At 54.9% G+C, this 15597-nt stretch carries 15 protein-coding genes; all 15 read left to right on the top strand.

Features of this window, described 5'->3' with window-relative positions:
- Positions 1-19: 19 nt before the first annotated feature.
- The 15 genes from ACR0DG_RS11740 to ACR0DG_RS11670 all read left to right on the top strand — a co-directional run bounded on the left by ACR0DG_RS11740 (position 20) and on the right by ACR0DG_RS11670 (position 15510).
- Positions 20-1123, top strand: a complete 1104-nt coding sequence (locus tag ACR0DG_RS11740; protein ID WP_480697149.1) for a mandelate racemase/muconate lactonizing enzyme family protein — start codon at positions 20-22, stop codon at positions 1121-1123.
- 11 nt (positions 1124-1134) lie between these two features.
- Positions 1135-2229, top strand: coding sequence for an alcohol dehydrogenase family protein (locus tag ACR0DG_RS11735; RefSeq protein ID WP_480697151.1), 1095 nt, complete (start codon positions 1135-1137; stop codon positions 2227-2229).
- Entirely contained in the window at positions 2226-3350 is a 1125-nt protein-coding gene (locus tag ACR0DG_RS11730; protein ID WP_480697153.1) for a mandelate racemase/muconate lactonizing enzyme family protein, read from the top strand. Before ACR0DG_RS11735 ends, ACR0DG_RS11730 begins: the two co-directional genes overlap by 4 nt.
- 2 nt (positions 3351-3352) lie before the next feature.
- Positions 3353-4084, top strand: coding sequence for an SDR family NAD(P)-dependent oxidoreductase (locus ACR0DG_RS11725; protein ID WP_480697155.1), 732 nt, complete (start codon positions 3353-3355; stop codon positions 4082-4084).
- On the top strand, positions 4081-4815 hold the full coding sequence (locus ACR0DG_RS11720) for an SDR family NAD(P)-dependent oxidoreductase (protein ID WP_480697157.1): 735 nt from the start codon (positions 4081-4083) through the stop codon (positions 4813-4815). Before ACR0DG_RS11725 ends, ACR0DG_RS11720 begins: the two co-directional genes overlap by 4 nt.
- Before the next feature lie 92 nt (positions 4816-4907).
- Positions 4908-5549 carry a Crp/Fnr family transcriptional regulator gene (locus ACR0DG_RS11715; protein ID WP_480697159.1) on the top strand — a complete coding sequence of 214 codons (642 nt, stop codon included), beginning with the start codon at positions 4908-4910 and terminating at the stop codon, positions 5547-5549.
- Positions 5550-5614: 65 nt separating this feature from the next.
- Positions 5615-5815, top strand: a complete 201-nt coding sequence (locus ACR0DG_RS11710) for a YgaP family membrane protein (protein ID WP_480697161.1) — start codon at positions 5615-5617, stop codon at positions 5813-5815.
- Entirely contained in the window at positions 5812-6429 is a 618-nt protein-coding gene (locus tag ACR0DG_RS11705; RefSeq protein WP_480697163.1) for a rhodanese-like domain-containing protein, read from the top strand. Before ACR0DG_RS11710 ends, ACR0DG_RS11705 begins: the two co-directional genes overlap by 4 nt.
- A 291-nt stretch (positions 6430-6720) precedes the next feature.
- Positions 6721-8778, top strand: coding sequence for an adenylate/guanylate cyclase domain-containing protein (locus tag ACR0DG_RS11700; RefSeq protein ID WP_480697165.1), 2058 nt, complete (start codon positions 6721-6723; stop codon positions 8776-8778).
- A gap of 184 nt (positions 8779-8962) precedes the next feature.
- A complete protein-coding gene (locus tag ACR0DG_RS11695; RefSeq protein ID WP_480697167.1) occupies positions 8963-11206 on the top strand; it encodes a hybrid sensor histidine kinase/response regulator in 2244 nt (747 codons plus the stop codon).
- On the top strand, positions 11199-11912 hold the full coding sequence (locus ACR0DG_RS11690; RefSeq protein WP_480697169.1) for a response regulator: 714 nt from the start codon (positions 11199-11201) through the stop codon (positions 11910-11912). Before ACR0DG_RS11695 ends, ACR0DG_RS11690 begins: the two co-directional genes overlap by 8 nt.
- Positions 11913-12287: 375 nt before the next feature.
- Entirely contained in the window at positions 12288-13127 is an 840-nt protein-coding gene (locus ACR0DG_RS11685) for an alpha/beta fold hydrolase (RefSeq protein WP_480697171.1), read from the top strand.
- A 71-nt stretch (positions 13128-13198) separates the two neighbouring features.
- Positions 13199-14029 (top strand): class I SAM-dependent methyltransferase, encoded by an 831-nt coding sequence (locus tag ACR0DG_RS11680; protein ID WP_480697173.1) that lies wholly within the window; start codon positions 13199-13201, stop codon positions 14027-14029.
- A gap of 95 nt (positions 14030-14124) precedes the next feature.
- Entirely contained in the window at positions 14125-14484 is a 360-nt protein-coding gene (locus ACR0DG_RS11675) for a group I truncated hemoglobin (RefSeq protein ID WP_480697175.1), read from the top strand.
- 3 nt (positions 14485-14487) lie between these two features.
- Positions 14488-15510 (top strand): adenylate/guanylate cyclase domain-containing protein, encoded by a 1023-nt coding sequence (locus ACR0DG_RS11670; protein WP_480697177.1) that lies wholly within the window; start codon positions 14488-14490, stop codon positions 15508-15510.
- Positions 15511-15597: the final 87 nt, after the last annotated feature.

Genomic DNA, 15597 nt, shown 5'->3' with positions numbered 1-15597 from the left:
ACGCAACAAAGGTTCTGAAATGAAGATCAAGGAAATCCACATCTACGCCCATGACTTGCCGGTCAAGAACGGGCCCTACACGATGGCGAATGCAGAAGTTTGGGCGTTGGACACGACGCTGGTCAAACTGGTGGATGCGGACGGAACCGTCGGCTGGGGTGAAACCTGCCCCGTTGGCCCAACTTATGCCGAGGCACATGCCGAAGGGGCCCGCGCTGCCTTGGCGCAAATGGCAAAGGGTCTGATCGGCGCTGACCTATGGCCGGTGTCCTTGCATCAAACGATGAACAGTTTGCTGAACGGCCACAACTATGCAAAGGCCGCGATTGACATCGCCGCTCATGACTTGATCGGTAAAAAGCTGGGGGTCAATGTCGCTGAGCTTTTGGGGGGTGCGCTTACCGACAAGGTACCATCCTACTATGCAACCGGCGTTGGTGCTCCTGATGATATCGCTCGACTGGCGCAGGAGAAACAAAAGGAAGGGTACCCGCGTCTGCAGATCAAGGTAGGTGGTCGTCCGGTTGAAATCGACATCGAGACCATTCGCAAAGTCTGGGAGGTTTTGGCCGGAACAGGCATGCGTCTGGCGGTGGACGGGAACCGGGGATGGACGACCCGTGATGCCCTGCGGGTCAGCCGGGAGTGCCCCGAAATTCCCTTTATCATGGAGCAGCCCTGCAACACGTATCAGGATCTGCAGAAAATCCGCCCGCAGGTCACGCACGGTATCTATATGGACGAAAACAGCGTCGACCTGAACACCGTCATCTCAGCCGCTGGTACAGGTTTGGTGGATGGGTTCGGGATGAAAGTAACCCGGATAGGCGGCCTGCAGAACATGCGCACGTTCCGTGACATCTGCGAAGCCCGAAACCTGCCGCATACATGCGATGACAGTTGGGGGGGAGATATCATCGCAGCCGCCTGCACACAGATCGCGTCAACCGTTCGGCCAACACTGATGGAGGGCGCATGGCTCGCAGCGCCGTACATCGAGGGCAATTATGATCCGGTGAACGGGATCAAAATCGAAGGTGGTCATATTCAGCGTCCAATCGGACCGGGTTTGGGCATTACCCCCGACGAAACCAAATTCGGCGCGCCTGTCGCCTCATTCTGACGGAGAACATGATGATCCCCGAAACCATGCATGCTGTTCAGCTTACAGGCCATGGCGGTATCGAAATGCTCGAGTACCGCACGGACGTGCAAATCCCCCAGCCCCGTGCCGGAGAGGTGTTGATCCGCGTGGCTGCAGCAGGTGTCAACAATACCGACATCAACACCCGTATCGGCTGGTATTCAAAGGCAGTTACCGAAGACACCAACAAGGGCGGTGCTTCGGGCTTTGACACGGTCAATGACGCGGATGCCAGTTGGTCCGGTACACCGTTAACCTTCCCACGCATTCAGGGAGCAGACGTCTGCGGTTATGTCGCCGCGGTCGGAGAGGGCGTAGACCTGGCTCGAATTGGTGAGCGTGTAATCGTGCGAAACATGCTGCGTACCTACGTCGATTACCGCCCCTATGAATGCTGGACCATCGGCAGCGAATGCGATGGCGGTTTTGCGCAATTCTGTGTGGCCCCAGCGCAGGAAACCCACGCGGTAAACTGTGATTGGGACGATGTGGAGCTTGCCGCAATCCCCTGTGCCTATTCCACAGCCGAAGGGATGCTGCACCGGGCAAACCTGGGCGCGGAAACCGTGCTGATCACCGGGGCTTCGGGCGGGGTAGGCTCGGCAGCTGTCCAACTGGCCAAACGACGCGGAGCGCATGTCATCGCCTTGTGTTCCCCAGCAAAAGCCGAGGCCGTCCGTGCCCTGGGGGCCGATCAAATTCTGGACCGAAACGCAGATTTGGTAGCTGAGTTAGGCGAAGGGTCGGTAGACGTTGTTGTTGATATGGTTGCAGGACCGCAATGGCCCAGCTTGCTGGATGTGCTGCGTCGGGGTGGGCGTTATGCTACCGCCGGAGCGATCGCGGGGCCGATCTGCGAGATTGATGTGCGCACCTTGTACCTCAAGGACCTCACATTGTTTGGTTGCACGTTCCAAGAAGACATCGTGTTCGAAAACCTCGTGAAATACATAGAAGCCGGGGAAATCCGCCCCGTGGTTGCCAAGACTTATCCGCTTAATGAAATCGCCACGGCGCAAGAAGACTTTCTTGCCAAGAAACACACAGGACAGCTGGTGCTGATCCCACCGCGGGTGTCATCATGAAGACAAAAAAAATCGAGCTTTTTGAACTGCATCTGCCTTATGCCGGTGGATCTTACGAATTGTCGGGTGGGCGGATCTATACGGGTTTTGACAGTATCATCGTGTGCGTAACCGCGCAGGATGGAACCGAAGGCTGGGGGGAGTCCACCCCGTTTGGGCCCAACTATATCGCAGCGCATGCAAAAGGCGCGCGTGCAGGTGTCGAAGAGATCGCGCCCTATCTGATTGGCCGCGATCCGCGCGACGTCGACCGGATCAATGACGCAATGGACGAGGCCTTGCTGGGTCACAACCATGCCAAATCGGCGATTGATCTTGCCTGTTGGGATCTGTTCGGTAAATCCGTAGCCTTGCCAGTGTACAAACTGCTGGGTGGCGCAACGGGTAACCGTCTGCCTGCGATTAGTTCGATTTACGCAGGAACACCCGAGGATATGCGCGCCCGCGTCGCTGAGCACCGTGCCAAGGGTTACATGGGTCATTCGATCAAGGTGGGCGCTATGGACTCTGAGGGTGGTCCGGCGCTGGATGCTGAACGGATTGCTGCGTCGTTGGCGGATCGTCAGCCGGGTGAGTATTTCCTTGTCGACGCCAATGGCGGTCTGATCCCCGAAACGGCACTGCGAATGCTGCGCGCTCTGCCCGATGGTTTGGATTTCGTGCTCGAAGCGCCGTGCGCCACGTGGCGCGAGACCCTTTCGCTGCGTCAGCGGTGTGACGTGCCGATCATTCTGGATGAGTTGGCGCAGGACGATGGTGACATAGCTAAACTTGTGGCGCTGGATGTGGCGGATGGGATCGGCCTTAAGATCTCGAAAGCGGGTGGTCTGACCCATGCGCGTCGCCACCGCGATATTTGCCGTGCCGCGGGCTTGACGATCAGCGTACAGGATACGGTCGGCTCGACCCTGTCCGCGGCTTCGATTTTCCATATGGGTGCGACAGTTCCAGAACGTCTGCTGCGCTGTGTGTTGGACCCGCGCGATATGGTGACCATCCAGACCGGAGCGTTTGACGCGCCCATCGAAGACGGAGGTGTGCTGCCCCCCGACGCACCTGGCCTAGGCGTTACAATGAACCGGGACCTGCTGGGACAGGCCGTAGCAAGCTGGGAAGAGTAAGCATGTTTCAGGATAAGAAAGCCTTGGTGACTGGCGCGGCCGGGGGTATCGGGCTGGCCATTGTCAAACAACTGCGGGCAAAAGGTGCGCAGGTGGCTGTCGCTGATCGGTCCACTGACGGAATTGAGGCCGAGGCACACCTGCCGGGTGATCTGCTGGATCCAAACTACAGCGACCAACTGGCCGTTAACGCGCAACAGGTATTGGGGGGGCTGGATATCGTCATAAACAATGCAGGCGTTATCACTCGTGGCCCGGTCACCGAAACCTCGGACGCGGATTGGGCCCTGTCCATGGGCGTGAATGTCGAGGCCCCGTTTCGGATTTGTCGCGCCGCAATCCCTTTGATGGCCGAAACCGGAGGAGGAGCCATCGTAAACACGGCGTCTTGCTGGGGTGGTAAAGCTCCGGGTCCGAACCATGCGCTTTACTGCATGACCAAGGCGGCGATTGCGTCTTTGACGGAATGTATGGGGATGGATCATGCGCACCAGGGCATACGCATCAACGCCGTTTGCCCCAATGAGGTGAACACCCCCATGTTGAGGTCAGGCTTTGCAAAGCGGGGGTTTGATCCCGATAAGGCCGTGGCTGAGTTGGGCCAAACGGTGCCACTGGGCCGGATTGCAGAACCGGATGACATTGCAGACGTCGTTCTTTTCTTGGCTTCCGATGCGGCCCGCTACATGTGTGGCACATTGGTCGAGGTCAACGGTGGAAAGCCGGTCGCATGAGACGGTTTGAGAACAAGGTCGCGCTTGTTACCGGTGGTCGTTCAGGCATTGGACAAGCCATCGCAGAACGTCTGACCAACGAAGGCGCGAGCGTTTTCACAGCGCAACGTGGATCAGATGATCGGTTCGAAGGGATCTCTGCCGATTTCACTGACCCAGCCTCGCCCGCGCAAGTCGTGGCCGAAGTGATTGCCCGCGCCGGGCAACTGGACGTGCTGGTCAATAACGCCGGGATGATGCAGGAAGCGCGCGTCGAGGATATGGGTCTGTCGGACTGGCACAGAAACCTTATGGTTAACCTGACCGCGCCGTTCCTGATGATTCAGGCCGCCTTGCCGCATTTGCGAAAAACGCGTGGCAGCATCGTCAATACCGGCTCGATTGAAGGGTTGGGCAGCAATCCGGGTCATGCCGCCTATTGTGCCTCCAAAGCCGGATTACATGGCTTGACGCGCGCAGTGGCCGTGGACCACGGAGCCGAGGGTATTCGTTGCAATGCAATCGCGCCGGGCTGGATCGATACAGAGTTGAACCTGGATTTTATCGACTCCATGCCCGATCCGGACGCGTTCCGCCGTGATATCGGTAAAATCCATCCGGTTGCCCGAACTGGTAAGCCGGAAGAGGTTGCGGCACTGGCCGCGTTTTTGGCCGCCGAAGAAAGTGGGTTCATCACCGGGCAGGTCTATACGGTTGATGGTGGTCGGATGGCAAAGCTCAGCCTGCCATGAACTGATCGTTGTTGTTCGCGTTGTCGTGAGACGGGATTTTGCTCTGCACTTGTTTGCTGCTAAGCGGTATCTGGTGAAACGGAGACGTGATTGTGGCAGAGCATAACTGGACGGATGCCATTCTGGATCGGCTTGCGGGCGAGAGCACCCGCTTGGATATCCCGGATGGCGCCGAACTATTCGCCCCGGGCGCCTATGGCGAGGTGTTTCTGATCGTCTTGTCTGGTGTCGTGCGGGTGGAACAAACCGGGCCGTCTGGTCGCACGGTCGTTTTATACAGGGTCGGACCCCACGATAGCTGCGTTATGACGACCTCGTGTATGCTGGCCGACACGCCCTATTCTGGCTTCGGCTATGCCGAAGGGCAGGTGACTGCGCTGGCGATCGGACGCGAACGGTTCAATGCGCTGCTGGCCGCAGATGCCGATTTCCGGGCTGCTGTTTTCGCCGCTTTCTCGCAACGCATTGTAGAGATGTCCGAGGTTATTGACGATCTGCTTCTCAATCGTATGGACCAGAAACTGGCTCAATGGCTGGTTGATCAAAGCAGTACAGAAAATGAGATTCACACAACCCACCAACGCATCGCAACAGAACTTGGCAGTGCGCGTGAAGTCATGTCCCGTATCCTCAAGGATTTCGAACGGCGAGGATGGGTTCGGCTGGAGCGGGGCGTCATTCACGTTCACGATATCGTGTCGCTAAAACGGCTGAGCCGACGCGAAACTGTGTGACCGCGTCACATTAAGTCAGGCCGCAATCTGCGACTCTCTCTTCAGACAAACGAGGAGAGTCGATTATGCAAATCTCATCTAATGTAGGAACGTTCGATCGTCTGGCACGCTTGATATTGGGGTCCGTACTGATCCTTCTTTCGGTTACTGGCACAATCGGTATTTGGGGTTGGCTGGGGGCGATTTTGGTCGTGACGGCCTTTGTCAAATTCTGTCCGATCTATGCGATGCTGGGCCTTTGCACTGACAAGGAGGCCGGACGATGAATGGAGCACTTGGCCCGTCTCGTCGCGCGGTTCTTAAGTTAGGTGTTGCAGGTGCCTTGGCGGGGCCTGCAACAATCGCGGTAGCAGCAAGTCAGATCAACACAGCGGTTGATCCGGCAAAGCTGAAAGACCGACAGCGCACCCCGCTTGGGTTGTACTTGACGCCGCATGACGCCCACGCCGCATTGCGCCGAAATCCGGACATTCTGTTCGTTGATGTGCGCGACCCTGTCGAGATTTCGTTCGTTGGGCACCCACAAGGTCTGGACAAGATCATCCCCTTGGCAATTGTGACCCATACGGTTGATCCCAACAGTGGGCAGTACCGAATGGTCAATAACCCCAATGTCGTACAGGAATTCAATGCATTGCTTGAAACAAGCGGAAAAACAAAAGACGCAGCAATCTTCGTAACCTGCCGATCCGGCGCGCGATCAGCCGTCGCTGCGCGTCAGCTAATTCAAGCGGGCTATACGAATGTCTGGAACCTCGTGGAAGGGTTCGAAGGCGACCGCGACGCAAACGGAGTAAGGGCTTTGAACGGTTGGCGGAATGCAGGGCTGCCTTGGGGGTATACTCTTGGGCCCGGTGTCGCGTGGACGCGACCCGCATAAGTGGGCTATAGACAAGGCTATTGGCGGTTGAGTTGGCCGGTTTTTGCTTGTGCAAAAACTGGCCTTCAGCTGCGTTTCAATCTGTAAGATATGGACTGCACATGCGACGCAGACCTATCTGAAATCGTTAGGAAAAGACCTCCCCGAGTGCTTTTCCATCGAGGTTAGCGCTAAGATTGTTGACGTAACCTAACAGTTGCGTGAGATTTTCGGCCTGCGGCAAAGTAACCTTTGCTCTCTCTGTCGGCTCACTTCAATACTGGCGCATCTGTCGTTTTTCGCGGAGCTTTCATGCGAGTCAGCGTAGGCATCGCTGTTTCAATTCTGGTTGCGTTTTCTATCGGTGTTTCAACGTTCATTGTTCATTCCCTTTGGTGGACAACTGCGCGTGATAACAGCCGTATGTTGGCGGCTGAGATCAACAGCCAGATTGCGAACACGGTCCGCATAGAAGTCGGCGCATCGCTCAGGTCTGCCGAGGCAGCGTGGGCAGCCGTGCGAACAATCTTTGTGCAGAACGTGATCGAAACGCGCGAGGCGGATAAACGCGAGTTTGTCTTTCTGTCTCAATTGCAGGCTCAACCGAGTATCTCGTGGATGTTCTTCGGTTGGCCCGACGGGAACTTTTTCGCCTCGCACCGTTTGGGTGATGGCGGGCTTGAGATGATAGAAATCGACGAAAACATCCATGACCGGAAGTTGCGCACGGATCGCTACATCTTCATTCCCGGGGATATTCAGTTCGAAGAACGGTCTTTTTCCGAAACCGATTATGACCCGCGTGACCATGCGTGGTTTGGAAACTTCATGGGCCTGAATTCCCAGGGATGGATCGAAGCGCGCGATCTGCCGGGCAGTGATAAGACGGTGTATGCCTTTGCCGGGCCTGTTGACGTAAACCGTACACGGCAGGGTGTTTTGGCAGTTGCAATTGAAACGGACCGGATCTCGCGGTTCCTGGCGACCTTGCATCCGGGCGAATTTGGTGCTGCCTTTATTCTCGATGCAAATGGCAAGGTGATCGCGGTACCAGATGCGGAAGCGGACGAGGTGACACCTGCCCGGATGGGTGAGGGTGAGCTCTACGAAGTCGCTATGATCTCGGGTGAGACTTTACTGGGCGATCCCAAGACCAAGGTTTCAGGCAGTCAGACAAAGCGGGTCGTGATAGATGACGTGCCCTATGCTGTCGCCCTGACACCCTTGGGCTTTTACGGATGGCGGGTGGCCACAGTTATCCCGGAATCTGCGTTCCTTTCCGGCATTGATGAGACGTTGATCAACCTCCTTTACATTCTGATTGGCGTGGTTGTTCTTGCGATTAGTTCTGCGATTTGGCTGGTCCGCCGCGTGGTCGCCAACCCGCTTGCGCGCATTGCCGAAGACCTTGGCCGGATTGAACGATTTGACGTTGAACGTATCTCGCGCAGACCGTCCAACCTGTCGGAACTGGCCAATCTGTCTGCAGCGACCGCCAGCATGGCAGCAGGCCTGTCGGCGTTCCGCAAATACGTGCCGACCGATCTTGTTCGAATGCTGGTTGCCGAAGGTATCAAGACGCAGCCCGGCGGGGATATGAAGCAGATATCGGTGCTGTTTTGCGATGTCACCGGCTTCACGGGACTGTCCGAAAAACTCGGACCTCAAATCGTCCAGCTGATGGAACCGTTTTTCAGCGCGGCATCGGCAGCTATTACGCGGCATGATGGAACAATCGACAAATTCATGGGCGATGCAGTGATGGCGTTCTGGGGGGCGCCGCGCAAAGATGTTCATCATGCTGAGAACGCCTGCCGGGCAGCACTGGACCTTGTCACCGCCGTGGACGAAGCCGGAATTGTAGATGAGGCGGGCAATCCCCTTCGTGTCAGGATCGGCTTGAACAGCGGTGAAGCGCTGGTGGGGAATATCGGGTCTGAGCAACGTCTGAACTATACCGCGATCGGTGATGTGGTGAACGTTGCCAGCCGTCTGGAAGGTGCCAATAAGGACTATGGTTCTCAAATCCTGATCGGACCTGAGACGCGGCATGAGGCGGCCGAAACGATTATCGTGCGTGAGCTGGACACTTTGACCGTCTTTGGTCGTTCAGAAGAGCTGATCGTTTATGAGCTGATCGCTATGGCGGATGCGTTTGACGGCGGACATACTTGGATTGGCTCTTACGAGCAGGGTCTGGCGTATTACCGGGCGGGTCGGTTTGAAGAGGCAGTCAAAGCTTTTGAAGCTGCTGATCATGAGCGTGGTGGGGATCCGGCCTCGGTCGTCATGAAGACACGCGCCAAGGAGTTGCTTGAAAACCCGCCGGCGCAAGGCTGGCGAGCGGTCGCAAGCACTGACAAAAAGTAGTGTTTGAAAGCTTTCGCCTTTAGGCGTTACAGCGTTTTCACGATCTGCTTGGTCAATCATCCCGTTGACTAAGTTCTCTGTGCCACCTGTATGACTGGCTCAAAAAGAAGTCTTGTGAAACAATTGAAACACGAGATTTACGTTTTGAAATAGCTTTGAAACACGCGCGTTTTAGAAATTCGGGATGACCAAGGATATGGCGAACGATTTTGCAGAAATCGAAAGAGCGCGAGATTTGCTGCGCGACGCTATTGAGTCCTTGAAAGAAGGTTTTGCCCTTTACGACGATGATCGCCGCCTTGTGATGTTCAATCAGCGCTATGCAGACATGAATAAGGGCGTCGCTGATCTGCTAAAGCCGGGTTTGGACTGGGAAATCCTCATGCGTGAGACCGCGCGCCGGGGTATTTACGCCGGGGCAATCGGAAATGAAGAGAAATGGGTTTCTGATCGTCTCGCCAATGGCATTGAGTTTATTCAGGATTATGAACTCACAGAGACAGACGGTCGAACGTATCTGGTCTCGGTCCATCCGACCAAATTGGGCGGTTTTGTTGTCACGCGAGAAGACATAACTGAAAGAAAACGAGCCGAAAACGAAGAACGTGACGGCGACCTGCTGATCCGAAAAGTGCTGGATTCCAGCTCTGCTATTGTGACCATGGCACGTGTTGGTGATGGCCAGATTCTTTACCGGACCCCGGCTGCCTTGCAGATGTTCGGGCCATCAAAGTCCGCAAAAGAGCATTACCTCAACCCCGAAGAACGAGCCGACTTTATAACGGTGCTATTGGCGGACGGTCGCGTCGATGACTATAAGCTCGACCTTTTGAACGCTGATGGCAAGGCGTTCCCAGCATCCATTTCCTCGCAACTTATCGATTACAAGGGTGAAGAGGTCATCGTTACCAGCATTGTCGATTTGACCGTGCAAAAAGAGGCCGATGCTTTGATCCGGCAGGTCATGGCCTCGTATCCCGCAGCGATCAACATGACGAATGCCGAGACGGGCGAAGTTTTGTTTGCGACGCCTGAGATCAAAGCGCTTTTTGGGGACGCCTCGAGTTCGAAGTCATACTATGCCGACCCAACGGAACGCGAACGATACCTGAAAGAGCTTCGCGCAGCTGGGTCGCTCAAGGACCGTCGGGTTGAGTTCGTTGATGCCAACGGGCGAAAATTCTGGGCATCGGATTCCTCTCGGCTGATCGAATTCAACGGCGAAGAAGTCATCATCTCGAATACGCGGGATTTGACAGACGAACTGGCGATCGAGGAAGAACTTTCAAGCCAGCGAGAACTGCTTTTCCAGAATGAGAAGATGTCGGCCTTGGGTGAGCTGTTGGCCGGTGTGGCGCATGAGTTGAATAACCCACTTTCCGTTGTCGTCGGTCATTCCCTGATGCTGAAGGAAGAGATCGCCGATCCCGATCTGATGGTCCGGATCGAAAAGATCAGCAGCGCGGCTGAGCGCTGTGCCAAAATCGTCAAGACCTTTCTGGCGATGGCGCGTCAGAAACCCAGCAAGATCGAACAGGTTGATCTGGTCGGTGTGATCGAAACCGCCGCTGACGTCGTTGGATACGGACGAAAGACAAGCGACATCACGATCCGGCAAAACCTGCCAACTGGACTGCCGCGCATTGCGGCAGACGCGGATCAGATTACGCAGGTTGTTATCAACCTGATTATCAATGCTGAACAGGCCATGAACGCCTCGGGCAAAGGTGATCTGATAGAATTGTCCGCCTCGGCTAAACCGGACAGCGAAATGGTTGAAGTGCAGGTCAAGGACAATGGCCCCGGCATTCCCAAAGCCATTCGCGCCCGTATCTTTGAGCCGTTTTTCACGACCAAGGACGTGGGCGAGGGAACGGGTATTGGTCTGGCCTTCTGTCACCGCATCATTCTTTCGCATGGCGGGCAGATCAGGTTGGATCCCAACGATGGCGTGGGAACCTGTTTCCGAATTTTATTGCCCATTGCGATGGGGCAAAAGCCTGACCCGGAAGAACCCGCGGCACAGGTTCCACCGGTTGAAAACCGCAAGATACTTGTTGTCGATGACGAGGCCGACGTCGGCGAGCTGAACGCCGAAATTCTGCGCAAAGAAGGCTTTGACGTTGAGTTTGTAACCTCTGGTGAAGAAGCCCTCCGCCGCCTTTTGAAGAACAAATATGACGCGCTTATCAGTGATCTGAACATGCCGGGCGTTGATGGCCGCCGTATCTACGAAACACTGAAAAGCCATTTGCCGGAGATGTTGGCCAGAACCGCCTATGTCACCGGGGACACCATGGGAAAGAGCTCTCTGACTTTGCTCAGAGAATCTGGCCTGCCTTACCTTGAGAAACCCGTTTCACCCTTTGAACTCAGACAACTTGTCGGGCAACTCATCGCCGACCAGAAGGACACAGCAGATGGATAACCAAGAAACTCATATCCTGGTTTGTGACGACGAGGTCGATGTGCGCGATATGCTGCAGGAATACCTGGGCAAACGGGGTTACAAGGTTTCGGCGGTTTCGGGCGGGCAGGAGCTTCGGCAGATTATTGCAGCCGATACGGTGGATGTCATGATTATGGACATCAACATGCCCAAGGAAGATGGTCTTTCCATTCTAAGGTCTCTGCGTCCCGAAAACACGACACCTGTCATTATGTTGACCGCGGCGGGCGACGTGGTGGACAGGATCATCGGTTTGGAAATGGGAGCAGATGACTACCTGGGCAAACCCGTTGACCTACGTGAGCTAGAGGCACGCATAAAAGCTGTTATCCGGCGTAGTGCGATCAATAATGACGCAAGCCCTGAAAAATCAGAAGGTCAGACTGCTGTATTCGGTGATTGCACGCTGGACCTGGAGGGCGCCAAACTCTTGGCGTCGGACGGGTCTGAGATTCAACTGACAGCGATGGAATACAGCCTGTTGAAGGTTTTCGCCGAAAACAAAGGGCGCGTTTTGAACAGGGATCAACTGTTGGAACAGGCCCATGACCGCTCATGGGACCCTTTTGACCGGAGCATAGATATCCGGATTTCGCGCCTGCGCCGAAAACTGGAAACGAACCCCGAGAAGCCCGAGGTTATCAGAACCGTTCGTGGGATCGGCTATCTTTACGATCCAAAATAAACGCGCTCTTCAGACGCAAGTCTATCACCTGCTGCTAAAACCTGCGCGATTTCTAAAGTACAAACCAAGCGACTTTCGCCACAAACCATCAAGCGCTGCGTCCTGCGCGTAACGGCTTGTGTTGTATGTCTCGTGCTGTTCGCCGCCTTGTGTTGCAGTGCTTTTCGTATTTATCGCCCAAACGTTTCAATTGTTTCAGGCCAGAAATGAGCCAAGATTTCCGATTGCAGATTCTTTATATTTTCTAAGCGCTTTCATGGCTGTGTGACCTGCTTCACATAGTACAAATGAAACATTAAACGCCCCCAAAAGACATCGCCCTGAAACAATGAAAAGTCAGATTTTACCCATTCAAAACGCAAATGGGTAAATCCAATGACTATTCCATTTAGATCTTCCGAAGCAGACAATGCACCGATCGTCGCATTGCATTCTTCCGCGTCGAACAGCGGCCAGTGGCGCCAGCTGAAAGCAGAGCTGGAAGGCCGTTTTAAGGTCCATGCTTTCGATCTGCCTGGCTACGGCAAAGCGCCTTTGACAGGTGATGCGACGCAGAAAGGGGCCGCAATTTCCGCGACCTCGGTTATCCGGGAAATTGAAAACCTGGGACGCGCTGTTCATCTTGTGGGCCATTCAAACGGCGGTGGTATCGCGATCAAGGTTGCATTGATGCGCCCTGATCTGGTCAAAAGCCTGACGCTCTATGAACCCGCAGCCTTTCACGTTCTGAAAAACGGCAATGATGCGGACAAACGTCTGTTTCAGCAAATTCAGCTTGTTTCTGCGCAGGTGACCGCGGCCGCTGCCACCGGCGAGGCTGCGGACGGGATGAAACATTTCCTGGATTTCTGGAACGGTCGGGGCTTCTGGAGCGGTCTTCCCACCGCGGCCAAATGGAAATTTGCGGGGATGATTTCGTCGATCATGGCTGATTTCGCGAACGGTTTCGCTGAAACCTGGACGCTGAGTGATCTGAGCAAGCTTGAGATGCCGGTATTGGTGATGATGGGGTTGGAGTCTCCGGAAATCACACAGCATGTTTCGGCTGCCATCGCAAAGGCGCTGCCAAATTCAAGGATCGCTTTGCTTCCTGAACTTGGACACATGGCGCCGGTTTTCCAGCCAAGCTGGGTCAATTCCAGAATCTTTGAACATATCGCTGGGGTCGAACGACCTGTGGCGAAGTTCAGCTGGCCAAGCCAAGCCGCTGCATAACGAAAAGAACTCGATAATTAACGAAACCCAATACCGGCGAATTCCGGTAACAAACTCAAAGGATTGAAAACATGGGCATTCAAACATCAATCGACGCGACAACCGATTTCACCGCGATCAAGGCCAAGCAAAATGTGGCTTGGGGATCGGGCGACTACAGTAAGGTCGGCGTCACGCTACAAATCACCGGCGAAGAGCTGGCCGAGGCGATGGACCTGCAACCCGGTGCCAAAGTTCTGGATGTGGCGGCAGGAAACGGCAATGTCACACTGGCCTGCGCAAGACGTTTCTGTGATGTCACGTCAACCGACTACGTCGAGGCCCTGTTAGAGGCCAGTCAAAAGCGTGCGCATGCCGAAGGTCTATTTGTTACTTATAAGGTCGCCGACGCCGAGAACCTTCCATTTCAGGATCATTCCTTCGACGCTGTCGTCTCTACCTTTGGTGTGATGTTCACGCCCAACCAACAGCAAGCTGCAGCTGAACTTCAGCGCATGGTGGTGCCGGGCGGCAAGATCGGGATGGCCAACTGGACACCGCAGAGCTTTGTTGGCCAGCTTTTCAAGACAATCGGACGGCATGTGCCGCCGCCTGCAGGCGTGAGCTCTCCAGCGCTTTGGGGGGACCGTGATTGGGTGGATGAGGCGTTTGGAGCCAACTGCGATGTGCGCTCGTTCCAACGGAAGAACTTTATGTTCCGCTACCGTTCCGCCGAACATTTTTTGGAGTACTTCCGGACTTTCTATGGTCCTATGCACAAGGCCTTTGAAGCGCTGGATGTAGTCGGGAAGGAAGCCTTGCAGGACGACATAATGACACTTGTCGCCAAGTTTGACGTCTCGACAGGTGACACATTGTGCCTCGCGTCCGAGTATGCAGAAATCGTAGCCGAGCGCCGCTGAAACGGTTGAGAAAAAACTGCCCCGGGGACATCGTGAACCGGGGCAACACAGGTCGGCAAAATCTGGAATAAGTTATAGTTTTAAAGGGTAAGATCATGGCTGAACGCACACTTTACGAGAAATACGGCGGGTTTTCGAAGATCAGTAAGATCGTGATCTCGTTTTATGACATCCTTTTGGACAACGATGAGGTTGGTCCATTTTTCGACGACATAGACATGACGCGGATGGTCGATCACCAGACCAAATTTGTCGCTTCGTTGCTTGGTGGACCCGCGTCATACACAGATAACCAACTGCGTCAGCTGCATTCTCATCTGGATATCAGTGACGCGCATTTCGATGAGCTCGAGGCCGTTTTGCGGGACGCTTTGCACAAACACAGCCTGGATATTGAGGACGTTGAAGCCGTCGTTGCAGAATTCGGCAAACGTCGTCCTTTGATTGTTGGGTAACTTATGACTATCGAAGCTATCAATGAACAACTGCTGCGCGCGATTGGTGTGGGTGTCGCCCTGTTGGACCGCGAAACTCTTCAGTTCGGGTTTCGCAACGACACATTCGAAGATTGGTTCAGCAACGAAGATCAGCCAACCCAGTTGCCGCAGCTTTTCCCGGACTTGGATATAAGCGCGGTCCGGCAAAACCTGTTGGAAAGTGGGAGTTACACCTCTGAAATTAGTTTCAAGAAAAAACGCCGGACACTGGTGATCGCGCTGGATTTCACCGTGGCGCATGATGATGTGCTGGTTCTTGTGTGCCAGAATATCACCCGCATCAAAGAGTTGGAAACCATGATCGATTCCTATTCGATGATGGTGGAGCGCAATACGCGCGAGCTTAAGCGTGAAAAAGAGCAGGTCGAAAAGCTGCTGCTGAACCTCATGCCGCGATCTGTCTACGAGGAATTTAAGACCTTCGGCGTGGTGACGCCCCAGCTTTACGATCCGGTGTCTGTGTTGATGTTGGATTTCGTCGGGTTCACGGACATGGTTGCTTCACAGGATCCGAGCGTCACGGTGACAGAGCTAAACGACATTTACAGTGCGTTTGACCGGATCGGTGAGCAATTCGGATGCGAACGCATCAAAACGATTGGCGATGCCTATATCACGGTTGCCGGTCTGCCCGACCCCACACCTGACCATGCCAAAGCCATCGCGAATACAGCAATCCGTTTTGTCCGCTATCTAAACCGCCGAAACCTGAGCCACCCGCACCAATGGCGCTGTCGCATTGGACTGTCATCGGGTTCGGTTGTCGGTTCGGTCGTTGGAATTCAAAAGTATGTCTACGACATCTTCGGGCCCGCGGTAAATCTGGCTTCCCGTCTGCAAGAGTTTTCCGAGCCGATGGAAATCACCGTTCAGAACGAGGTCGCGCAGGTGCTCAAGGATCGTTTCAATCTGGAAACAGCCGGAACGAAAGCGATCCGCGGTTTTGGCGAGCAAGAGGTCTGGCGATTGACGGACGATGACTGATCCACACCTTGCGGGCTGAGCGTTCTATGCATGCATGTCGGTGCCAGACCGGCCCCATTGGGGTGCCCGTTCTGAACGCAGCGTTTG

The organism is Ruegeria sp. BG8 (genome assembly GCF_056538325.1).
The sequence above is the reverse complement of the archived record's forward strand: the minus strand, read 5'-3'. Positions and strand labels throughout refer to the sequence as shown.